The organism is Archangium lipolyticum, assembly GCF_024623785.1.
Classification (GTDB): Bacteria; Myxococcota; Myxococcia; order Myxococcales; family Myxococcaceae; genus Archangium; species Archangium lipolyticum.
Genome location: NZ_JANKBZ010000002.1, coordinates 166,858 through 188,603, shown reverse-complemented (window position 1 = coordinate 188,603; position 21,746 = coordinate 166,858). Strand labels below are relative to the sequence as shown.

Annotated in this window: 13 protein-coding genes; 6 read left to right on the top strand and 7 right to left on the bottom strand. The window is 70.4% G+C overall.

The features are described from left to right. Window positions 1-70 precede the first annotated feature (70 nt). Window positions 71-2,836: a phosphoenolpyruvate carboxylase gene (locus NR810_RS04435; RefSeq protein ID WP_257448239.1), complete on the top strand. Its 2,766-nt coding sequence runs from the start codon at window positions 71-73 to the stop codon at window positions 2,834-2,836. A gap of 3 nt (window positions 2,837-2,839) precedes the next feature. On the opposite strand, the gene NR810_RS04430 is transcribed toward NR810_RS04435, so the two are convergent. Further along, on the bottom strand, window positions 2,840-3,403 hold the full coding sequence (locus NR810_RS04430; RefSeq protein WP_257448236.1) for a peroxiredoxin: 564 nt from the start codon (window positions 3,401-3,403) through the stop codon (window positions 2,840-2,842). Between the two features lie 12 nt (window positions 3,404-3,415). Next, complete coding sequence (locus NR810_RS04425; protein ID WP_257448232.1) at window positions 3,416-4,696, bottom strand: amidohydrolase family protein; 1,281 nt, start codon at window positions 4,694-4,696, stop codon at window positions 3,416-3,418. Between the two features lie 306 nt (window positions 4,697-5,002). Between NR810_RS04425 and NR810_RS04420 the strand changes: the two genes are divergently transcribed. The 5 genes from NR810_RS04420 to NR810_RS04400 all read left to right on the top strand — a co-directional run bounded on the left by NR810_RS04420 (window position 5,003) and on the right by NR810_RS04400 (window position 10,165). Next, window positions 5,003-6,505 carry an HNH endonuclease gene (locus tag NR810_RS04420; protein WP_257449293.1) on the top strand — a complete coding sequence of 501 codons (1,503 nt, stop codon included), beginning with the start codon at window positions 5,003-5,005 and terminating at the stop codon, window positions 6,503-6,505. Then, window positions 6,502-6,945 carry an SMI1/KNR4 family protein gene (locus NR810_RS04415; RefSeq protein ID WP_257448228.1) on the top strand — a complete coding sequence of 148 codons (444 nt, stop codon included), beginning with the start codon at window positions 6,502-6,504 and terminating at the stop codon, window positions 6,943-6,945. The genes NR810_RS04420 and NR810_RS04415 overlap by 4 nt, the downstream gene beginning before the upstream one ends. Before the next feature lie 22 nt (window positions 6,946-6,967). Beyond that, window positions 6,968-8,998: a serine/threonine-protein kinase gene (locus NR810_RS04410; RefSeq protein WP_257448224.1), complete on the top strand. Its 2,031-nt coding sequence runs from the start codon at window positions 6,968-6,970 to the stop codon at window positions 8,996-8,998. 81 nt (window positions 8,999-9,079) lie between these two features. Further along, window positions 9,080-9,835: a carbohydrate deacetylase gene (locus NR810_RS04405; protein WP_257448221.1), complete on the top strand. Its 756-nt coding sequence runs from the start codon at window positions 9,080-9,082 to the stop codon at window positions 9,833-9,835. A 72-nt stretch (window positions 9,836-9,907) separates the two neighbouring features. Next, window positions 9,908-10,165, top strand: a complete 258-nt coding sequence (locus tag NR810_RS04400; protein WP_257448218.1) for a hypothetical protein — start codon at window positions 9,908-9,910, stop codon at window positions 10,163-10,165. Window positions 10,166-10,187: 22 nt separating this feature from the next. Here the strand turns inward: NR810_RS04400 and NR810_RS52015 are convergent, their stop codons facing one another. The 5 genes from NR810_RS52015 to gltB form a co-directional block, all read right to left on the bottom strand. After that, window positions 10,188-14,159, bottom strand: a complete 3,972-nt coding sequence (locus NR810_RS52015; RefSeq protein ID WP_306817880.1) for a DEAD/DEAH box helicase — start codon at window positions 14,157-14,159, stop codon at window positions 10,188-10,190. A gap of 205 nt (window positions 14,160-14,364) precedes the next feature. Next, complete coding sequence (locus NR810_RS04390; protein ID WP_257448215.1) at window positions 14,365-14,985, bottom strand: glutathione S-transferase family protein; 621 nt, start codon at window positions 14,983-14,985, stop codon at window positions 14,365-14,367. A gap of 126 nt (window positions 14,986-15,111) precedes the next feature. Then, window positions 15,112-15,630: a bifunctional diaminohydroxyphosphoribosylaminopyrimidine deaminase/5-amino-6-(5-phosphoribosylamino)uracil reductase RibD gene (locus NR810_RS04385; RefSeq protein WP_257448213.1), complete on the bottom strand. Its 519-nt coding sequence runs from the start codon at window positions 15,628-15,630 to the stop codon at window positions 15,112-15,114. 18 nt (window positions 15,631-15,648) lie between these two features. Continuing rightward, window positions 15,649-17,112 carry a glutamate synthase subunit beta gene (locus NR810_RS04380; RefSeq protein ID WP_257448210.1) on the bottom strand — a complete coding sequence of 488 codons (1,464 nt, stop codon included), beginning with the start codon at window positions 17,110-17,112 and terminating at the stop codon, window positions 15,649-15,651. Between the two features lie 3 nt (window positions 17,113-17,115). Then, a complete protein-coding gene (gene gltB, locus NR810_RS04375; RefSeq protein ID WP_257448208.1) occupies window positions 17,116-21,669 on the bottom strand; it encodes a glutamate synthase large subunit in 4,554 nt (1,517 codons plus the stop codon). Window positions 21,670-21,746 lie beyond the last annotated feature (77 nt).

Here is a 21,746-nt window from a genome sequence, read left to right as displayed (position 1 = left end):
CCCGCTGAATCTTCCTCCTCCGTCCAGGGGCCGTGTCTATGTTCGAGTCGCACCCGGAGGACTCGAATCCATGAAGACCCCTGACCCCTCGACAGCCCACCTGCGGAAAGTGGAGCGCGACCTGGACTTCCTCCTCGACTGCTTCCGGGAGGTGCTCGAGGAGCTGGGCGAGCAGGAGGTTGCCCGGAGCCTCCCCAGTCGCGGCGGGGCGCGGGCCGCGCCGGCGCACCTCCCCGCGCGCATGGTTCAGGCGTACTCCATGGCCTTCCATCTGCTCAACATGGCCGAGGAGAACACGGCTGCCCAGCAGCGCAGGGTGCGCGAGTCCACCGAGGGAGTGACGGCCGAGCCAGGACTTTGGGGCCACGTGCTGCGCCATGTGAAGGAGCTGGGCCTGGAGGCGCGGCAGCTGTCCGAGGTGCTTCCCCAGGTGCGTGTCGAACCGGTGCTCACCGCCCACCCCACCGAGGCGAGGCGTGCCAGCGTGCTGGAGCACCAACGCGCCCTCTACTTGCTGCTCGTCAAGCGCGAGAACCAGATGTGGACGCCGCTGGAGCAGCAGGCCATCCGCCAGGACTGCAAGCGGGTGTTGGAGCTGCTGTGGCGTACCGGGGAGATCTTCCTCGAGAAGCCAGACGTGGCCTCCGAGCTGCGCAATGTCATCCACTACCTGCGCAACGTCTTCCCCGAGGCACTGCCCATGCTGGACCGGCGGCTGCAGCAGGCCTGGGAGGCGGTGGGCTTCGACCCCGAGCCGCTGAGGAACCCACGCAACCTGCCACGCCTGTCCTTTGGTGATTGGGTGGGTGGAGATCGGGACGGACACCCGTTCGTCACCGCGCAGGTGACCCACCACACGCTCGGCGAGCTGCGGCTCAACGCGCTCGCGGTGCTCCATCAACGGCTGATCGGCTTGAGCGCCCGGCTGAGCCTCTCCAACCGGCTGCAGCCCGTGCCCCCCGCGCTCACGGCCCGTATCACCGAGATGGCGGAGCCGCTGGGTGAACGTGGCCGGCGGGCCGTCCAGCGCAACCCGGACGAGCCCTGGCGGCAGTTCCTCAACCTGATGGTGGCGCGGCTGCCGCTGGACATGAGCCGCACCGAGGCCGCGCGGCTCGAGGACGAGCCCGGCCGCTACCGGGAGGCCTCCGAGCTGGCCGCGGACCTGGACCTGCTGCGCGAGTCACTGATAGCCATTGGCGCGGGCCGGCTGGCCGGGAGCGAGGTGCAGCCCCTCCTGCGCACGGTGCGGACCTTTGGTTTCCATCTGGCGGCCCTGGACATCCGGCAGAACAGCCACTTCCACGACCTGGCCGTGGGGGAGCTGCTCGCCGCGGCCGGCCTGGAGGGGGCGGACTTCGTCGATTGGGACGAGGCACGGCGTCTGGCCTTCCTCGAGCGGGAGCTGGCCTCGCCCCGCCCGTTCGCGCTCACGGGAGCGTCCATCGGCCCCCATGCGGACGCGGTGCTGGAGTGCTACCGCGTCCTGGCCGGACACCTGAAGGCCTATGGCCCCGCCGGACTGGGCTCGTTGATCGTCAGCATGACGCGCAGCCTGTCGGACCTGCTCGTCGTCTACCTGCTGGCGCGCGAGGCCGGGCTCGTCGTCCACACGCCCAAGGGACTGGTGTGCCACCTGCAGGTGGTGCCCCTCTTCGAGACCATTGACGACCTGAAGCGCAGCCCGGAGATCCTCTCCTCCTTCCTGGAGCACCCGCTGACGAAGCGCAGCCTGGCCTGGCAGAAGAAGGCTGCGGGCGAGGGGCAGCCGGTGCAGCAGGTGATGATCGGCTACAGCGACAGCAACAAGGACGGCGGCATCCTGGCCAGCCAGTGGGGCCTCTACCGCGCGCAGGAAGCATTGGCCGCGGAGGGCCAGCGCAATGGGGTCCGCCTCCGCTTCTTCCATGGCCGAGGCGGCACCATCAGCCGTGGCGCTGGCCCCACCCACCGCTTCCTCAGCGCGCTGCCGCCCTCCTCGTTCCAGGGCGACCTGCGCATGACCGAGCAGGGAGAGACGATCTCCCAGAAGTACGCCAACCTCATCAGCGCCGTGTACAACCTGGAGCTGCTCCTGGCGGGCACGACCGAGGCCACGCTCCTGGCCCGGCATGGCGCGCGGAAGGCCCACCCGCTCGAGCCCCTCATGGATGGGTTGGCGGAGACGAGCCGCCACGCCTACGAGGCGCTGGTGCAGGGCGAGGGTTTCATTGGCTTCTTCGCCCAGGCGACCCCCATCGATGTCATCGAATCCAGCAAGATCGGCTCACGCCCGGCGCGGCGCACCGGCAAGCGCACCCTGGCGGACCTGCGGGCCATCCCCTGGGTCTTCAGCTGGAGCCAGGCCCGCTTCTTCCTCTCCGGCTGGTATGGCGTGGGCAGTGCCCTGGAGGCCCTGCGGAGCGCTCAGCCCGAGGCCTTCGCCCTGCTGAAGGAGCAGGCCCTGGACTGGTACCCGAGCAAGTATGTGTTCACCAACGTCAGTACGACGATCCTCTCGGCGGACGTGGAGGTGATGCGGGAGTACGCGGCCCTGGTCGAGGATGGGGCCGTCCGCGAGCGGGTGATGGGGATGATCCAGGACGAGTACGCGCGGACGCGGCGCATGCTGGAGGCCATCTGGGGCGGCCCCCTGGAGGAGTGCCGGCCCCACATCTACCAGACCTTACGCATGCGCCAGCCGTGGCTGGGTGTGCTGCACCAGCAGCAGCGGGAGCTGTTGCGCACGTGGCGGGAGCTGCGGAAAGGAGAGAAGCAGGCCGAAGCCGAGCACCTGCTCCCGCAGCTGCTGCTCACGGTCAACGCCATCGCTGGCGGCTTGCGGACGACCGGGTAGAGGCTACTTCTTCTGGGGCTGGGCCTGTTTCGCGCCCGCGTCCCTGGCCGTGTCGGCCTTCTGCTTGCGCATCGGGCAGGAGGCAATCGCCCCGGCCGGGTCGATGGCGTCCTTGCCGGACTCCACCTTCAGGACCTTGCCGTCCTCGCCAATCACGAACGTGAAGCGGTTGGCGAACTTCATCCCCGGCGCCCGCGCCTCGTCGGACGTCTTCACGTCGTAGAGGCTCGCCAGCTTTCCTTCCGGATCCGGGATGAACGCGAACGGCGCCTTCAGCGACTCCTTGAACTTCGTCAGCGTCTCCTTGTCGTCCATGCTGACGGCGAGCACCTGCCCGCTGAGCTTCTCGATCTCCGCGTACCGCTCGCGGTACGCCGTGAGTTCCCGCGTGCACCCGCTGGTGAAGGCCTTGGGGAAGAAGGCCAGGATGACCGGCCCGTTCTTCACCATCTGGGACAGCGTGTACGTCTTGCCGGTGGTGTCCTCCACCGTGAACTCAGGAGCGACTTCTCCGACCTGGGGCGTGGCTCCCGCGAGGAGGCCCGCCACGAGCATGGGGATGAGCATGCACGCGGCTTATCACTTCTGGCCCATGCGCGCCCAGACGGCCGCGGCGGCCTCGCGCGCCTGCTCCGCCACCACCGAGGGGTTCACCGACAGGGGCCGGCGCGCCCAGACGCGCCACACGCCGTCCACCATCACCGACTCCACATGGCGCGAGCCCAGGCCGAACACCACGTGCCAGGCCAGGTTCTCCGCCGTCAGCGGCGTGGCGGGCTGGTAGTCCATGAGGAGCAGGTCCGCCACCGAGCCCTCGCGCATCAGTCCCATCTGCGAGCCGAACACCTGCGAGGCCAGGCGCTGCCCGTTGGCCAGGTAGCGCAGCACGTCGATGGGCTGCCCCGCGTCGCGCGAGCGCAGCCAGGCCGCCTGGGCCTCGGCGAACATGTCCGCGCTCACCCCGTCCGCGCCCAGCGTGGCCCGGTGGCCGAACTTGAGCGCCGGTGCGTACCCCACCTCGCTCTCCATGTTGGAGCGCGGCGTGTGCGCCAGCCACGCGCCCGAGGGCAGCAGTTGTGCAAGCTCCGGCCAGGACAGGTGCCCCACGTACGCCAGCAGCGCTTGCGGAGAGAGCATCCCGCCCTCCACCAGCCGCGTCACTGGCGAGGAGCCATAGCGCTCCACCGACAGCTTCTCGTCCAGTGGGTCCTCCGCCAGTGGCACGTGCAGTCCGGTGTTGGTGCTCCGCACCGCCTCGCCCAGCCCCTCCATGGCCTCATTGCTGACGGTGAAGAGCGGTGCCGCGCCCACCTGCCCCCGCAGCCGCCCGCGCGCCTTGCGCGTGAAGGACACCGTCTCCTCCAGTCCCTCCTCGCGCCCCACCGCGCCCTTGCGGTCCGTCACCGCGTAGGCGAGCACCCCGCGCACACCCACCTCGTGCAGCCCCCGCCCCAGCCGCAGCAGCGAGCCTTGGATCGCCTGGGGTGAGGAGTGCAGGTCGAAGAGCGTGGTGGTGCCGCACTGGAGCGCCTCGAGGCCGCCCGCGGTCGCGGCCACCTGCACCGCGTCCAGATCGAGCGCATCCTCGTAGCGCCAGCGCACCTGCTCCAGCAGGTCCTGGTAGCCGTCCAGCTTCGGCCGGGGCATGCCGCGCCCCAGGCTCGCGTGGAGCCGCTGGTGCGCGCTCACCAGGCCTGGGAAGACCAGCTTGCCCGAAAGCGCGATGACCTCGTCGTCCGGCGCCGCCGGCAGATCGGGGCCCCGGGCCACGATGCGCTCGCCCTCGATACGCAGGTCGACCCGCTCGACACATGCGGGTTCGAGCTCGACGACGATTCCACCTTTCAGGAGCGTGCCCACCGTCCCTCCGGTTGTCCGAGTTCGCGTCACCAATCGACGTCAGCGCGCCCCGCCCCCGGGCGCCGACCGGGGGCACGTTAGCACTCCCCTCGCCTCATGGCGCGCCACAGCATCTCAGCGGATGAGAAATCCTTCCACCGAGTCCGATCCACGACGCGGCGCGACACGGGCGTGTGACGCGCCGGTCCCACCCGGAGAACCACGGGATTCACCCCGGGTGGGTGGAGGTGGTGCCGGGCGGCGCGCCCCGTAGACTCGCCCCATCGTGATTCGCGACAGCGCCTCACCTCCGAGGCCCACTCCTTGATGCGCCTGCTCCTGGTGACGGCGGGCCTGCTGCTGGCCGCGTGCGCGACGGACGGAGGGCGGGTCGCTACGCGCTCCATCCCCGCACGAGACCCTCTCAGCCACATCCAGTTACACCTGGAAACGGAAGAAGGCCGCTCGCGCACCTTCATCCCCGCGCGCAGGGCCCCGGTGGAGCTCACCCAGGCGCAGTTCGACGCCGCCATGGCCCGGCTGGTGGTCCGGCTGGACCTGCCCACCTCTCCCCGGCAACGGCTGGCAATCCTCTCCTGGGGACAGCCTGGGCAGGAGGACGAGCGTGCGGCGATGACGCACGGTTATTACCGCTGGTGCGAGCGCCGAAGCACTCCAGGCGACTGCCTGTCGCTGCTGGACAAGGACCTCTACCTGGGGCTCGAGGCGCGGCGCACCCTGGCGCTGACCCTCTCCCTGGGCTCGGTATGGGAGGGCGCGGTCGGGGTGTGGATGGGTATGGTGGACCCGGTCGCCCTGCAGTCGATGGTGATGTCCGCGATGGCCGGCTACCTGGCGATGTTGGTGTTTCCCAATCCCATCACCCAGGCCGCGGCCATCTCCTTCTCCTGCCTCATGGTGGCCTACCTGGGACTGGACACGGTGTGGAGCCTGCTGGAGGGCTGGGCACGGCTGGAGCGGGAGACGGAACAGGCGCGTACCTTCGCCGAGGTACGTGAGGCCGGAGAGCGCTTCGGCCGGGTGATGGGAGCACAGACGGGCCGCCTGCTGGTGATGCTGGCGACGCTGGCCCTGGGCTCGACGGCGAACCAGATGATGGGGCCACCAGGACTGCCGGGCGCCGCACAGGCGGGCGTCACGGCCGAGTTGCAGCTGGGCGTGCGGCTGGCGGCGATCGGCCAGGTGCGGCAGGTGGCGGTGGGACAGGCCAGCCTCACCCTGTCGCTGGCCCCGGGTGCCCTGGCCATGGCATCCCAGGGGACGAACGGAGGCGAAAACAGCTCCACCCCTGGCGAATCGGCCCAGGACAGCACTCCAGGCAAGTACCGACTGAAGTTCATCGAATCTTGGCGGAAGCCCACGCTCACAGCGGACGGGAAGATCCTTCCCTATAAGGGAACGAGAAACCCACCCATCCCCATCTCGAACCTGGGCCGTAACCGGGCCGGACAGACCGTCACGAATGGCGAGAACACCATCCACTTCGACAAAGATGGATTCCCCAGGTTCGAAGCAAAGTTCGAGACGACTCTAGATGACAGCCATATCGGGAGTGGGAACCGATTCGCGCACTACAAGGCTGCAAACCAGAAGCTCTTCCAGGCAATCAAGCAAGCGCCCGGACTGGCCAGGGAACTCGGGCTCAATCGCGAACTGGTTGAGGAATTACCGTCGTCCATGATTCCACCAAGAGGGTACTCCTGGCATCATCACCAGGATGTGGGTCGAATGCAGCTCATCATCCTTGGAGAGCATAAGCTCGCGGCCCCGCACACAGGAGGAATGGCCATCTGGGGAGGAGGCCAATGAAACAAGAGCTCCGATGGAAGCCCTATGTCTGGGATGCACCTCGCCCAACGACTCCGCGGGAGATCGCCCTCCTGGAGCAGGAATGGGGCGTGGAGCTTCCCACGGAGTACAAGAAGCTCGTTTCGACGCATCAAGGGATGACTCCCACCCCGTGCATCTTCGCCTCTGGCAAGATCAAGGACGTGATGAGCGTTCTCCTGACCATCATCACGGACCCAGACAAGAGAGCATACGCAGTCCGGGACTCGTACGGCATTTTGCAACCACACATCCCTTCCCGTATCTACCCATTCGCGATGACACCCGGCAGCGAGCACCTGTGCTTCGATTACAGGGCGTCACCGGGCGAACCCAGGATCGTCCTGGTAACGGTGGAGATGGACATCTACCCCGTCGCTGACAACTTCAGCGATTTCCTTGCCGGTTTGCACGACGCCTAGCTCCTCGTACACTGCGGACATCGTGGTTCCCGACAGCAATCCCTCCTGGTTCGGCCGCTACCGCCTGAGCTCGCGCATCGCGACGGGCGGCATGGCCGAGGTGTATCTCGGACGTCGCATCGAAGAAGACGGTTCGCGTGGTCCCGCGGTGGCCGTGAAGCGGCTGCTGCCCCACATGCTCACCGACCGGCGCGTGGTGCAGATGTTCCTCAACGAGGCGCGCATCACCGCCCAGATCCAACACCCCAACGTCATCTCCATCCTGGAGCTCGGAGTCGAGGGCCCCGAGCCCTTCATCGCCATGGAGCTGCTCGAGGGCCGCTCCTTCGCCGAGGTGCGTCAGGGGGCCGCCGACCGCGGCCAGCACGTCCCCCTGGGCATCACCCTGCGCATCCTCGTGGACGCGTGCCGCGGGCTCGACGCCGCCCATCGCGCCATGGACGAGGAGGGCCGCCCGCTGCGCATCGTCCACCGCGACTTCACCCCCGACAACATCCATGTGGGCGTCAGCGGCACGGTGAAGGTCATCGACTTCGGCATCGCCCGCGCCGAGTCCATCGGCTCCGGCACCGAGCCCGGCACCCTCAAGGGCAAGTTCTTCTACATGTCCCCGGAGATGATCATCGGCCAGGCCGTGGACCACCGCGCCGACATCTTCGCCGCCGGGGTGATGCTCTACGAGCAGCTCTGTGGCCGCCGGCCCTTCTCCGGCCCCAGCACCGAGGTCGTCCTCCACCGCATCGCCACGGAGCACCCCCGTCCCCCCACCGAGCTCGACCCGTCCGTTCCTCCCGCCCTGGAGCACATCTGCCTCAAGGCGCTCGCGCGCGAACCCGATGAGCGCTTCGAGAGCCTCCAGCTCTTCATCGAGGCCATCGAGCGCGTGGGCGGCTCCGCCGAGCTGGCCCCCCCCGAGCAGGTCGCCAGCTATCTGGAGTCGCTCTTCCCGCTCGACAGTGACCCGAAGCGGCAGGCCCTCCGCCGCGCCCGGCTCGCCGATCCGTCCCAGCCCTCATCCACCCGCCTCAAGGCCGTAGCCCCCGTGAGCCTCCCGGTGAGCGAGCCCGCGCCTCAAGAGGCGACCTCCGTGCAGGCGGCCCCCACACCGCCTCCCGCGCGCAAGCGGAGGCTCGTCCCCGTGGTGTCGTTGCTCGGAGGGTTGCTCGTCCTCGGGCTCGGGGCCACCCTGGTCCTGCGTCAGGGCCCGGCCCCCGCGGAGAGGCTCGCCAAGGCCGAGGCCACCCCGGCTCCCGAGGCCCGCGTCTCCACCCTCAAGGGATTCGGTGGGGACGAGCGCGCCACCCCGGCCCAGCTCGCCCGGGCCGGCGCACTGCTGCTCGCCGCGGGCGCGCCCTCCGAGGCGCTCGACGTCGCCGAGTCCTTCGTGGCGCGCTTCCCCCAGGACGTGGAGGCCCACCTGCTCGCCGCGCGTGCCAGCACCGAGCTGCGCATGGGCCGCCGCGCCGAGCGGGCCGTCGAACAGGCCACCGCGCTCGCCCCCAAGGACGTCCGCCCGCTCCTGGCCCTCGCCGAGCTGCGTGAGCGCCAGGGAGACGTGTCCGGAGCCATCACGGCCCTCGCCGAGGCGTACGAGAAGCACCCGCGGGACGCCCGGGTGGCACCCCGCTACGGCCTGCTGCTGTCGCACAGCGGGCAGCTCGACCAGGCGGCGGAGGTACTGGTGGCCTGGACGCGCCGCACCGAGGACGCTCGGGCGCTCGCGGAGCTGGGCTTCGTTCGCTACCGCCAGGACAAGCTGGACGAGGCCGCCACCCTGCTGCGGCGCGCGCTGCGCATGGAGCCGGAGCTGGCGCTCGCCCACTCCTACCTGGGGGCCGTCCTCTTCCGTCAGGCCAACATCTCCGGCGCCGAGCGCTCCTACCGCGAGGCGGACCGGCTCGCGCCCAAGGACCCGCGCGCCCTCGTCGCCCTCTGTCAGGTGCTCGCCCATACGGGCCGGGTGAACGATGTGGAGGAGGTCAAGCGTTCACTGGAGGCCCGCTTCCCGGAGCAGGCGAAGACGCTCGTGACCGGGTGCGAACCGGCCCGCTGATCCTCCTCGGCCCCGAGGCTACTTCCGGCGGGTGGAATGGAGTACGCATGACGTCGCATTCCCGAGCCCAGGAGCCTCGCCGTGCCCGAGCGCGCCCTCATCATCAACGCCGATGACCTGGGATACGACCCGGCCATCACCCGCGGCATCCTCCGCTCCATGCACGAGGGCATCGTCTCCTCGGCCACCTTCATGGTGAACACGCCCTACGCGGAGACGGCCGCCGACGAGGCCCGGGGCCTGTCCATCGGCCTGCACCTCAACCTCGCCCGGGGCCTGCCCGTGTGGGCCGCATTCCCCAGTGAATACCTCCAGCTCGGCGCCTTCTCGGAGGCGCGCGTCCAGCACCTGTCACCGGATGTGGTGGAGGCGGAGACACTCGCCCAGCTGGAGCGGTTGGACCTGTTGCTCGGCGAGCCCGCCACGCACGTGGACGTGCACAAGCACCTGCACCAGCACCCCGGCGTCTTCGAGGGCCTGGTGCGCGCCGCCCATGTGGCCCGCCTGCCAGTGCGTTCCATCCACGCGAACATGCGCCGTGCGCTGCGGGCCCACGGCGTGGCCACCAACGACCACTTCCTCGGAGCCACGGGTACAGAGGCGTACTGGACGCTGGAGCGCCTGGAGCAGCACCTCGCCACCCTGCCCGAGCAGGGCGTCATCGAGCTCATGTGCCACCCGGGCTACACCCCCGAGGCGGTGAAGAGCGGCTACTCGCAACAGCGCGAGGTGGAGCTGGCCACCTTCCTCCACCCGCGGGCACACATGGCCCTCGCGCACCTGAGGTTGAAGCCCACCGGCTTCCGCGTCCTCACGGGAAAAAACGCCGGCGTGTAACCCTTCTCGCCGCACGGCGTATTAAAACCCGTTCCACACTCCAACACCCACACTTCACCCGGAGGAACCTCCATGAACGTCAAGACCCTGGCCGCTCTCGTTGGCACCCTGTCCCTCGGCTCGCTCGTCACCGGCTGCGCCACCACTTCCTCCGCCGCCCCTACCGCCGAGAAGGGCGCGCAGGGCTCCTGTGGCGCCTCGAAGTCCCAGGAGGCCCAGCCCTCCGGTGACACCAAGGCCACCAGCACCCCGGAGAAGGGTGGCAACGCGGGCTGCGGCGCGGCCGGCTGCGGTGCCGCGGGCTGCGGCGGCGCCTCCAACCCCAAGTAGCCGCCACGGCGCGCTCCCCGCCTCAGGCTGGTGACGGGCTTCCGGACTCCAGGCCCACACCGGAATGGCGCGCGGGGAGCCTGCCTCCAGTGGTGGTGGCGGACTCCGCCTCGGGCCCGTAGCGCAGGAGCGCGAGGAGCTGCTCGGTGGAGAGCGCCGCCGCCCCGTCCGCCTCGGACAGCAGGCTGCTGGCCAGGTCCCGCTTCTCCTCGTGCAGCGCGAGGATGGCCTCCTCGATGGTCCCCTCGGAGATGAGGCGTGTCACCGTGACGGGCTTCGTCTGTCCGATGCGGTGCGCCCGGTCCGTGGCCTGGTCCTCCGCCGCTGGATTCCACCACGGATCCAGGTGCAGGACGTGGTCCGCCGCGGTGAGGTTGAGGCCCGTGCCTCCCGCCTTCAACGAGATGAGGAAGACGTCCCCCTCGCCCCGCTGGAAGGCCGCCACCCGCGTCTCGCGCTCGGCCGCGGGCGTCTGCCCGTCCAGGTACTGCATCGACACGCCCCGCGCCTCCAGGGCCTCGCGCACCAGCGCCAGGTGCTTGACGAACTGGCTGAAGACGAGCGCCCGGCTCCCCTCGGCCCGCAGGGTGTCCACCACCTCCAGCAGGCGCTCCAGCTTCGAGGACGACAAGGGCGAGTCCGAGTCCACCAGCCTCGGGTGACAGGCCGCCAGCCGCAGCCGCGTCAGCGCCGCCAGCACCTCGAAGCGCTTGCGCGGGCCCTCCGCGTCCTGCAGCCGTGCCAGCGCCGCCAGCCGCGTGTCCTCGTACAGCCGGCGCTCGCTCTCGGAGAGGGTGATGGGCACCACCGTCTCCAGACGCGGCGGCAACTCACGCGCCACCTCCCTCTTGGTGCGCCGCAACATGAAGGGCCGCACCACCCGCGCCAGCGCCGCGCGGGCCGCCGGGTCCTTCATGCGCTCGATGGGCGCGGCGAAGCGCTCACGGAAGGACTCGCGGCTGCCCAGCAGCCCCGGGAAGACGAGCCGGAAGAGGCTCCACAATTCCGACAGCCGGTTCTCCACCGGCGTGCCCGAGAGGGCCATGCGCGCCTCGGCCTTCAGGGCCCGCACCGCCTTCGCCCGCGCGGTGTCCGGGTTCTTCACCGCCTGGGCCTCGTCCAGCACCAGCGTGGCGAAGGACACCTCGGAGAAGCGCGCGACGTCGCGCGTGAGCAGCGTGTAGCTCACCACCACCACGTCCCTGGCGCCCAGGCCGGAGAGCAGCGACTCCCGCTCCGCCTCCCGGTAGGCGTGCACCTTCAGCGAGGGGGCGAAACGCGCCGCCTCGCGCACCCAGTTGAAGCACACCGAGGTGGGTGCCACCACCAGCGCCGGGCCCGCCTTCGCGCGGTGCAGCAGCAGCGCGAGCGCCTGCAGCGTCTTGCCCAACCCCATGTCGTCCGCCAGGCACCCGCCCCCGCCCCATTCCGCCAGCCGGGCCATCCACTGATAGCCCTCGCGCTGGTAGTCGCGCAGCTCGGCCTTCAGCCCCGCGGGCACCGGCACCTTCATCCGCTGCGCCTCGCGGATGCGCCCGGCCAGCCGGAGCCAGTCCGGTGGAGCCGCCACCTCCGCACCCGCCTCGGACAACCCGTCCAGCACGGGCGCCGCCGCCGCGCTCACCTCCCATTTGCCGTGGGAGGCGTGAGCCAGATCCGCCAGCGGAGCGAGCTGCTCGCGCAGCTGCTCGGTGAGCCTCATCCACCGGCCCGGCGCCAGAGGCACGTAGCGGTGCCCGCGCCGCAGCGCGTCCAGCAGCACGGCCAGCTCCACCCGCTCCCCCTCCACCTGGACGCCCCCCTCCACGCCAAACCAGTCCCGCTCGTGGCGCACCGCCACCTGGAGGCCCTTCGCATCCGGCGAGTGCACCACGCGCCAGGGCCGCTCCTCCCACTCCACGCGCAGACCAGGGCCCGTCAGGGGCTCCAACCTCTCGAGGAAGCCGAGCGCCGCCTCCGGCCCCTCCAGGGTGAAGTGCCCGTGCTCCTCCAGCGGCAGCCCCAGCCGCTCCAGCAGCGAGGCCGCCTCGGCGCGCTCGGCCTCCAACGCCCTCCGCACCCGCACCCGCTCGCCCCCCCGCACGCCGCGGACGATCTCCGCGCCCTCCCCGGGCACCAGCGGCGGGGCCTCGGGGAGCGGCCGCACGAGCAGTGAGCCCTCCAGGGACTCCGCTCCCGTGGGCCGCAACCGCAACAGCAGTCCGGGCTCGGCGGGCACCTCGCGCGCCTCCAGCGACGGCGGCAGGGACACCGGGAAGGCCGACTCCACCCCTCCGAGCCTCCGCAACACCTCCGCGCGCGCCGGAGCGGGCAGCCGCCCTCCGTACTCCACCACCGAGTCCAACACGGCCAGCGCCTCGGGCGGGACGGACACCAGGGACACCCGCGGCACCTCGCGCTCCACGTACAACCAGGGCCGAGGGGCATTGCGGTGCAGCTGCCCCCGCCAGACCCAGGGCGGCACCGGAGTGCCCGCCACGGAGGGCCGCACCCGCAGCCCGGCCTCCCCCTCCTCCATCTCCTCGAAGGTGAAGCCGAGCGTCGCGGAGCGCACCCGCAGCGGAACGTCGAGCCTGGACTCGAGGACGAGCCGGGAGCTGTGCGCGAGCAGCTTCAACGCATGCACCAACATCCGGTGGCGCGAGCCCGCGTCGTGCTGCTGGGTGATGAGCCGGCACAGCTCGAGGGCCTCCACCTCCTCGGGAGACACGAGGGTGGCGAGCGCCTCGGCTTCGTCACGCGGCGCCACCGGCGTCCCCTTGGACAGCCCTCCCCGTTTCAGCGGCCTGTGGAGATACGCCCGCAGATGGAGCGCCCCCTGCGCCAGGCCCTCCAGCCGGAAGCTGACCTGGAGGGGCGACCGGGTCTCCTGGCGGGTCCGCGCCAGGAGGCTGGCCTTGTCCAGCGCCGAGAGCAGTTGCCGGCCCGGAGCCTCGAAGAGCCGCTCGGCCAGCAACGCGTTCTCCTTCACCCTCCGCGAGTCGCCCAGTGACACGAGCAGCAGGTCCAACGCGGTCAGGGCATGGAGACAGAGCGCGGGGGGGACCGGAGCGCAGACCGAACAGGTGACGGCGTCCTCGCCCTCGAGCAGCGGGAGCAGATCCACCTGAACGCATCGCCGGTGCATGGACGCATCGAGCAGGGCGCGCGACCCGAACAGGTACACGGGCTCGTGGACGTGGGCGACCAGGGGCTTGTCCGAGAAGCTGAGCTCACAGCGGACCGAGCTCAACAAGCGCGGGACGGCGTGCGCTCGCACCTTCGCGCGAACCTGCTGGAGCGCCTGACCCAGAGGCACCAGCCGCTTGTCCGTCGGAGGTGGAGGCTCGGGGTGCTGGCGCTCGTATTCGATGCCCTGGCGTACGATGTGGGCCTCGCTCTCGGCCCGGGTCCAGGCGGCCTGCACGAGCAGGGCCTGGGCCTTGGCCGAAAAGTTGGGGGGCAACTCCAGCGACCCATCCAGCAGCGAGGTGAGGGGCTCCTCGGCGATCCAATACAGCCCGTGGGTGGCACCAAATCCCTTGGGAAGGAGGGACTCCAGCGCCAGGAGGGGAACGCGCCGCAGATGGGTGACCTGGTGCGCCTCCAGCCACTGCGCCACCCCCTCCGGGGTCCGCGGCCTGTCCACATCCGTGGACGGTGGCCGGGATACGTCCTCCTGGGATTCCACGGCCGCGAGCCAGACCAACCCGAGCGCCACCACGTGCTCGCAGACGCCCTCCTGGTGGTAGCGGGAACACTGGCACTCGGCCTCCAGGCTGTCTTCCTCCGCCACGAGCCGCACCTCATGGCGAACACCGGTCCGCCCTCGCACCAGACCACTGAGGGTGTTGGCCTCCACGCCCCAGGTCAGCACGCGGCCCTTCCTCACCAGGGCCTCCCCCTTGGCATGCACATGCGCGCCCGCCATCTCGAGGAGCTCGGGGCGGGTGAGCCACTTCGCCAACCACTGACTGGCATGTGGAGATGACTTCTGCGGTCGTTCCTTCGACATGACCTGGAAGATAACCCCCAGGCACGCACTTGTCCGCATCTCCGCGCGGCTCTCGCACGGAGCAGGCTTCCGGTCGAGCGGGTGTCCTCCCGGACTGGGGAGGGAAAACCTGGGAGGGAGTCCCGTCTGGTGGACGGGGAAGGACGCGGCGGGTCCGGGAGACGACAGGCGCTCGACCGGACCCGCGCGCTGGAGACGGCAACGGCTAGCCGGCCACCTTCTTCCACGAAGGCCGGGTGCTGATGCGCTGCCACCACGACTTCACGTGCGGACGCTCGGTGATGAGGGTGCCGTGGGGCGTGGCCGAGAGGTACTGCAGGTACGGCAGCCAGGAGATGTCCGCGAGCGAGAACGTGTCGCCCGCGAGGTAGGCCTGCGCCATGAGGGCGCGGTCGACGGTATCGAGTGCCTTGGCGCTCTCATCCCGGGCCTTGCTCACCTTGTCCATGTCCGGCTTGCCGCCGCCGCGCATGGCCTTGAAGACCAGCTCCGCGACGATGGCCATGCAGTGCGGGGTGAAATAGGACTGCTCGACGCTGATCCACTGCTCCATGCGGCCGAGCGAGGCGGTATCGCCCGGGGTGAGCTTGGGACCCGGCAGCTTCGCGTCGAGGTAGCGGATGATGGCGCGGGACTCGTACATGGTGAAGCCGTCATCCTCGAGCAGGGGGATGACACCAAAGGGGTGCTTCGCCATGTACGCGGGCGACTTCTGCTGACCCTTCATGAGGTCCACCAGCTCGAACTGGGCCTCGTGACCCTTCTCGGCGAGGGTGGTGAGGACCTTCCGGGTACAGGTGCTCATCGGGTGACCGTAGACCTTCATGCGCGATTCCTCCCAGTGGGGGTTTGGAGCGGCGCGAGGGTATAAGAGCGGCCCCGGGGTTGCGCCAGCCTTCCACGCCATGGATCGGAAGCGCACAGTCGGGACCGGGGCGGGACTCGTCCCGTCCTACCCCGCGTCCGGTCCGAACGCGGCGAGCCACCCCGCGAGATAGGCGCGCACCTCCTCGCGGCAGACGTGCTCGGTGACCTCGATGCCCGCGGCGCGCAGCTGGGCGATGCCCTGGCCGTTGACGCGCGGGTGGGGGTCCCGGATGCCGACGACGACACGGGCCAGTCCCCGGTCGATGATGGCCTGTGCGCAGGGAGGCGTGCGTCCGAAGAAGCAGCAGGGCTCGACGGTCGTATACAGGGTTCCTCCCCGCACCTCATGACCGCGGCGCTCCGCGTCCAGGAAAGCGGAGGCCTCGGCATGCGGCTGATAGGGAGGCTGCGTGTACCCGGAACCCACGACGCGCCCGTCCACGACGATGACGCACCCCACATAGGGATTGTCACCCGTATGTCCCCTGGCCTGTTCGCCGAGCTCGATGGCGAGTCGCATCCAGGCCTCGTCCTGGGCGGACAGGGCCGCCCCGGATGCGGGGTCTGGTGAGGAGCTGACGGCGGGAGAGTGGGGCTTGGACATGGGTTCGACCCGAAGGGGTCAGCCGAAGGAGCAGTCCTTCCCGCGCGTCGGCAGGCAGGAGACCTCCTGGGACAGGTACGTGTCGACGGCCTTCGCCGCCTCGCGTCCGTCCGAGAACGCCCAGACGATGAGGCTCGCCCCACGGCTCGCGTCGCCCGCGCAGAACACACCCTGAGCCGACGTGGCGAAGTGCGCGTCCACCTGCACGGTGCCACGGGGGCTGAGCTTCACGCCCAGCTCCTCCGCCAGCTTTCCCGTGTCCGGCCCCGTGAAGCCCATGGCCAGCACCAGCAGGTCCACCTCATAGGTGACCTCGGAGCCGGGCACCTCCACCAACCGGGGGGGTCCGCCCGCCTCGCGATGCACCTCCACCCGCACCGCGTGCAGCGCCCGCAGCTTGCCGTCCTGCCCCTCCAGCCGCTTCGTCATCAGCCCGAACTCGCGCGCCCCACCCTCCTCCTGGCTCGACGAGGTGCGGAAGATGATGGGCCAGCGTGGCCACGGGTTGTTCTCGGAGCGCCCCTTGGGCGGCATGGGCATCAGCTCCACCTGCGTCACGCTCGCGGCGCCCTGGCGCAGCGCCGTGCCCAGGCAGTCCGAACCCGTGTCACCGCCACCGAGGATGAGCACCTTGCGCCCCGCCGCGTTCAGCCGGGGCTCGCGCGTGGCCAGGCCCGCCACCACCCGGTTCTGGTGCTCCAGGTAGTCCATGGCCTGCACCACGCCGGACAGCTCGCGCCCGGGAACCTCGAGCTCCCTCGCGCGCCTGGCGCCCATGGCCAGCACCACCGCGTCGTACTGCTCGCGCAGTGCGCGGAAGCCCGGCTCGCGGCCCACGTCCACCCCGCAGCGGAACGTCACGCCCTCGGCCTCCATCAGCTTCAGCCGCCGGTCCAGCACCGCCTTCTCCAGCTTGAAGTCCGGAATGCCGTAGCGCAGCAACCCACCGGGCCGGTCGTCCCGCTCGTACACGGTGACGAGGTGTCCCGCCTGGTTGAGCTGCGCCGCCGCCGCCAGGCCCGCGGGTCCCGAGCCCACCACCGCCACGCGCTTGCCCGTGCGGCTCATCGGAGGCCGGGCTCGCACCCACCCCTCGGTGAAGGCCCGCTCGATGATCTCCTTCTCCATCTGCTCGATGGTCACCGGGTCCTGGTCGATGTTGAGGACGCAGGCGGCCTCGCACGGCGCCGGGCACAGCCGGCCGGTGAACTCGGGGAAGTTGTTGGTGCCGCTCAGCGCGAGGAAGGCTTCCTTCCACTTGCCCCGGTACACCGCGTCATTGAACTCGGGGATGGGATTGCCCAGCGGACAGCCCTGGTGACAGAAGGGCACGCCACAGTCCATGCACCGCCCCGCCTGCCGCTTCGCCTCGTCGGCGGACAGCGGGAGCACGAACTCACGGGAATCCCCCACGCGCTCGGACTTCTCCCGCTTGGGGGCGGGCACGCGCTGCCACTCCATGAAGCCGGTCGTCTTTCCCATGGCTCAGCGCTCCCCGCCCACGACCTGGAGACGCGGCATGGCAGCCGGAGGCGGCTTGCGGGCCGCCCGGCGCGCCTGAAGCACGCGCTTGTAATCGGTGGGCATCACCTTCACGAACTGCGGCACCATCAGCTCCCAGTTGTCGAGCACCCGTTGCGCCAGCGTGCTGCGCGTGTGGTGCAGGTGGCGTTCGATCATCCCGTGCACGAGCCAGATTTCGGACTCGTCCACCAGCGACTCCAGCTCCACCATCTCCAGGTTGCAGCGCTCGCGGAAGGAGCGCTCGCGGTCGAGCACGAAGGCGATACCGCCGCTCATGCCCGCGGCGAAGTTGCGCCCGGTGGGCCCGAGCACCACCACCACGCCGCCCGTCATGTACTCGCAGCCGTGGTCACCCACGCCCTCGACGACGGCCTGGGCGCCGCTGTTGCGCACCGCGAAGCGCTCGCCCGCGAGCCCGCGCAGGTACACCTCACCGGCCGTGGCGCCATAGAGGACGGTGTTGCCCACCAGCACGTTCTCCTCGGGGAGGAAGCGGCTGCCCTCGGGCGGGTAGACGATGACGCGCCCGCCGGACAGGCCCTTGCCGAGGTAGTCGTTGGCATCGCCCTCCAGCTCCAGCGTCACGCCGCTGGTGAGGAACGCGCCGAAGCTCTGTCCCGCCGAGCCCTGAAGCCGGATGCGGAGCTGCCCGTCCGGCAGCCCTCGCGCTCCGTACCGCCGGGCGATCTCACCCGACAACATGGCTCCCACGGCGCGGTGCGTGTTGCTCACCGGGCGAACCAGCAGCGTGGGCGCCCCGCCCTCCAGCGTGGCCTTGGCGTGCTGGAGGAGGTCGTGGTCCAGGTGCTCCGACACGTCCTTGGTCTGTGGCGTGGTGCAGTAACGGGCCTCGATCTCCGGGGCACTGGGCGGCGTCAACAGGCCGGAGAGGTCCACCCGTGCCGCCTTCCAGTGGTCCGCGTGCGGGCGCTGCCGCAGCAGGTCCACCCGGCCCACCAGCTCGTCCAGCTTGCGCACGCCCAGGGCGGCCATCTGGCGCCGCAGGTCCTCGGCCACCATGAAGAAGAAGTTCACCACGTGCTCGGGCTTGCCGTGGAAGCGCTCGCGCAGGCCCGCGTCCTGGGTGGCGATGCCCACCGAGCACGTATTGAGGTGGCACTTGCGCAGCATGATGCACCCGAGCGCGATGAGGCTCGCGGTGGCCATGCCGTACTCCTCGGCGCCCAGCAGCGTGGCGATGAGCACGTCCCGGGCGGTGCGCAGACCGCCGTCCACCTGCACCCGGATGCGCCCGCGCAGGCCGTTGTGCACCAGCACCTGCTGCGCCTCGGCCAGTCCCAGCTCCCACGGCAGGCCCGCGTGCTTGATGCTCGAGAGGGGCGAGGCACCCGTGCCACCCTCGTAGCCGGAGATGACCACGCCGCCCGCGCCGGCCTTGGCCACGCCCGCGGCGATGGTGCCCACGCCCACCTCGCTCACCAGCTTCACGCTCACCCGCGCCGACGGGTTCACCGCCTGCAGGTCGTAGATGAGCTGCGCCAGATCCTCGATGGAGTAGATGTCGTGGTGAGGCGGCGGGGAGATGAGCGTCACGCCCGGAGTGGACCAGCGCACCCGCGCGATGCGCTCGTCCACCTTGTGGCCCGGCAGCTGCCCGCCCTCACCCGGCTTGGCGCCCTGGGCCATCTTGATCTGCAGCTCGACCGCGTTGACCAGGTACTCGGTGGTGACGCCGAAGCGCGCGCTGGCCACCTGCTTGATGGCGCTGCGGCGCAGATCCCCATTCTCGTCCGGCGAGTAGCGGCGAGACTCCTCGCCACCCTCGCCGCTGTTGGAGCGCCCGCCCAGACGGTTCATCGCGATGGCCAGCGTCTCGTGGGCCTCGGCGCTGATGGAGCCGAAGGACATGGCGCCGGTGACGAAGCGCTTCACGATCTCGCTCGCCGGCTCCACCTCCTCCAACGGCACGGGGGTCCGGCCCTCCGTCACCACCTCCAACAGCCCGCGCAGGTTGCAGTGCGCGCGCGTCTCGTCATCCGCCAGCCGCGAGAACTCGGCGAACAGCGCGGCGTCGTTCGCGCGCGCCGCCTGCTGGAGCTTCGCGATGGTGGCCGGGTTCCACTTGTGCGTCTCGCCCCGGCGGCGCCACTGGTACTGGCCGCCCACGGGGAGCTGCTCCGCCTCGAAGGCCGAGGCCTCGTCGAAGCCGCGCGCGTGCCGCTCCCGCACCTCGCGCCCCAGCTCCGGCAGGCCCACGCCCTCCACCCGCGAGGGCGTCCCGGTGAAGTGCCGCTCCACCAGCTTGCGCTTCAGGCCCACCGCCTCGAAGAGCTGCGAGCCGCGGTAGGACTGCAGCGTGGAGATGCCCATCTTGGACATCACCTTGAGCAGGCCCTCCTCGATGGCGTGGATGAAGTTCTTCTGCGCCTTCTCGTGGTCCACCGGCAGCTCGCCCGCGTCCGCCAGGGCGCGCAGCGTGTCCAGCGCGAGGTACGGATTCACCGCCGAGACGCCGTAGCCGAAGAGGCAGGCGAAGTGGTGCACCTCGCGCGCCTCGGCCGTCTCCAGCACGAGGCCCGTGTACATACGGGTACCGTCGCGCACGAGCCGCTGGTGCACCGCGGACACGGCCAGCAGCGCGGGGATGGCGGCATGGGCCGCGTCCACGTCCCGGTCGCTCATCACGAGGATGCTGGCGCCCGCGTCCACCGCCTCCACGGCCTCGGTGCACAGCCGCTCCAGGGCCTCCTCCAGCGCGCTCTCGCCCGCGCCCACCGGGTACAGCAGGCTCAGCCGGTGCGTCTCGAAGACGCCCTCGTTGCTGATGGCGGCCAGCTTCGCCAGCTCACCGTTGGTGAGGATGGGGCCCGGCAGCGCCAGCCGGTGGCACTGCTCCGGCGTCTCCTCGAAGGTGTTGCCCTCCGGACCCAGTCCGGTGGCCAGCGTCATCACCAGCGACTCGCGGATGGGGTCGATGGGCGGGTTGGTGACCTGCGCGAAGAGCTGGTGGAAGTAGTTGTAGAGCGTGGGCGCCTGGTCGCTGAGCACCGCCAGCGGCGTGTCCGTGCCCATGGAGCCCACCGGCTCCTTGCCCGTCTCGGCCATGGGCCGCAAGAGCAGCCGCACGTCCTCGTCCGAGTAGCCGAAGGCGCGCTGGAGCCGCCACAGCTCCTCGCCACCCAGGCGAGGGGGCGCGGGCACGGTGGGCAGGTCGTCGAAGTGGAAGACGTTGCGCTGGAGCCACCTCCGGTAGGGCCAGCGCGTGGAGATGTCGCGCTTGACCTCCTCGTCCTCGAGGATGCGGCCCTCGGTGAGGTCCACCATCAGCATGCGGCCCGGGGTGAGGCGGCCCTTGCGGCGGATCTGCGCGGCGGGCACGTCGATGACGCCCGTCTCCGAGGCGAGGATGATGCGCTCGTCCTCGGTGACGAGGTAGCGCGCGGGGCGCAGGCCGTTGCGGTCCAGCGTGGCGCCGATGAGCTGCCCGTCCGTGAAGGCGATGGCGGCCGGCCCGTCCCACGGCTCCATGAGCGAGCTGGAGTACTCGTAGAAGGCGCGACGCTCGTCGCTCATCAGCGTGTGGCCCTCCCACGCCTCCGGAATCATCATCATCATGGCGTGGGGGAGCTGACGCCCGCCCAGGTACAGCAGCTCCACCATGTTGTCGAACTGCGCCGAGTCGCTCTTGCCCGGGACGATGAGGGGGAAGAGCGGCTCCAGGCTGCCGCCGAAACGGGCCGACTGCAGCAGCCCGCGCCGCGCGTTCATCCAGTTGCGGTTGCCGTGCAGGGTGTTGATTTCGCCGTTGTGCGCGATGTAGCGGAACGGCTGCGCCAGCTCCCAGGTGGGGAAGGTGTTGGTGGAGAAGCGCGAGTGCACCAGACCCAGCGCGCTCACGAACTCGGGGTGCTGCAGGTCCACGTAGAAGCGCGGGAGCTGCCGGGGCAGGAGCAGGCCCTTGTAGATGAGCGTCTCCGCGGAGAAGCTGGCCACGTGGAACTGGCCCTCCGGATCCAACGCGCGCTCGCGGATGCGCCGCTCGGCCAGCTTGCGGATGCGGTACAGCTTGCGCTCGAAGGCGCTGGGCACCACGCGGCGCCGGGCGACGAAGAACTGCCGGATGACGGGCGCTCCCTCGCGGGCCAGCCGGCCCAGGTACGAGGGCTCCACCGGCACGTCCCTCCAGCCCAGCACGCGCTGGCCCTCGTCGGCGGCCACCTGCTCCAGCGCCGCCTCGCAGGCGATGCGCGCCTCCGCGTCCGAGGGGAGGAACACCATGCCCACGCCGTACTGGCGGCGCGGGGGCAGGGGGAAGCCCAGCCTCTCGCGCTCGAAGAAGCGGTGGGGCATCTGGACGAGGATGCCGGCCCCGTCTCCCGTCTCCGGATCCCTCCCCGCCGCGGCCCGGTGGCTCAACCGGTTGAGCAGCTCCAGGGCGTCGTCGACGATGGCACGCGACTTCTCGCCCCGGATGTGAGCCACGAAGCCCACTCCACAGGCATCGTGCTCGGTGTCCGGCTCATACAGCCCATAGCGTCCCGGGCCTTGCGGCATCAGTGCTCCCTCGCGGCGGGTAGAAATCCGTTCAACGCCGGGAGTGTATTGCGCCGCGTCAGGAGACGGAAAGAAGA

What these genes read in the sequence shown, in the direction of transcription:
- NR810_RS04435 (WP_257448239.1), top strand. Translation starts at nt 71, where the DNA reads ATGAAGACCCCTGACCCCTCGACAGCCCACCTGCGGAAAGTGGAGCGC.
- NR810_RS04380 (WP_257448210.1), bottom strand. Translation starts at nt 17,112, where the DNA reads ATGGGAAAGACGACCGGCTTCATGGAGTGGCAGCGCGTGCCCGCCCCC.
- NR810_RS52015 (WP_306817880.1), bottom strand. Translation starts at nt 14,159, where the DNA reads ATGTCGAAGGAACGACCGCAGAAGTCATCTCCACATGCCAGTCAGTGG.
- NR810_RS04385 (WP_257448213.1), bottom strand. Translation starts at nt 15,630, where the DNA reads ATGTCCAAGCCCCACTCTCCCGCCGTCAGCTCCTCACCAGACCCCGCA.
- gltB (WP_257448208.1), bottom strand. Translation starts at nt 21,669, where the DNA reads ATGCCGCAAGGCCCGGGACGCTATGGGCTGTATGAGCCGGACACCGAG.
- NR810_RS04415 (WP_257448228.1), top strand. Translation starts at nt 6,502, where the DNA reads ATGAAACAAGAGCTCCGATGGAAGCCCTATGTCTGGGATGCACCTCGC.
- NR810_RS04400 (WP_257448218.1), top strand. Translation starts at nt 9,908, where the DNA reads ATGAACGTCAAGACCCTGGCCGCTCTCGTTGGCACCCTGTCCCTCGGC.
- NR810_RS04420 (WP_257449293.1), top strand. Translation starts at nt 5,003, where the DNA reads ATGCGCCTGCTCCTGGTGACGGCGGGCCTGCTGCTGGCCGCGTGCGCG.
- NR810_RS04430 (WP_257448236.1), bottom strand. Translation starts at nt 3,403, where the DNA reads ATGCTCATCCCCATGCTCGTGGCGGGCCTCCTCGCGGGAGCCACGCCC.
- NR810_RS04390 (WP_257448215.1), bottom strand. Translation starts at nt 14,985, where the DNA reads ATGAAGGTCTACGGTCACCCGATGAGCACCTGTACCCGGAAGGTCCTC.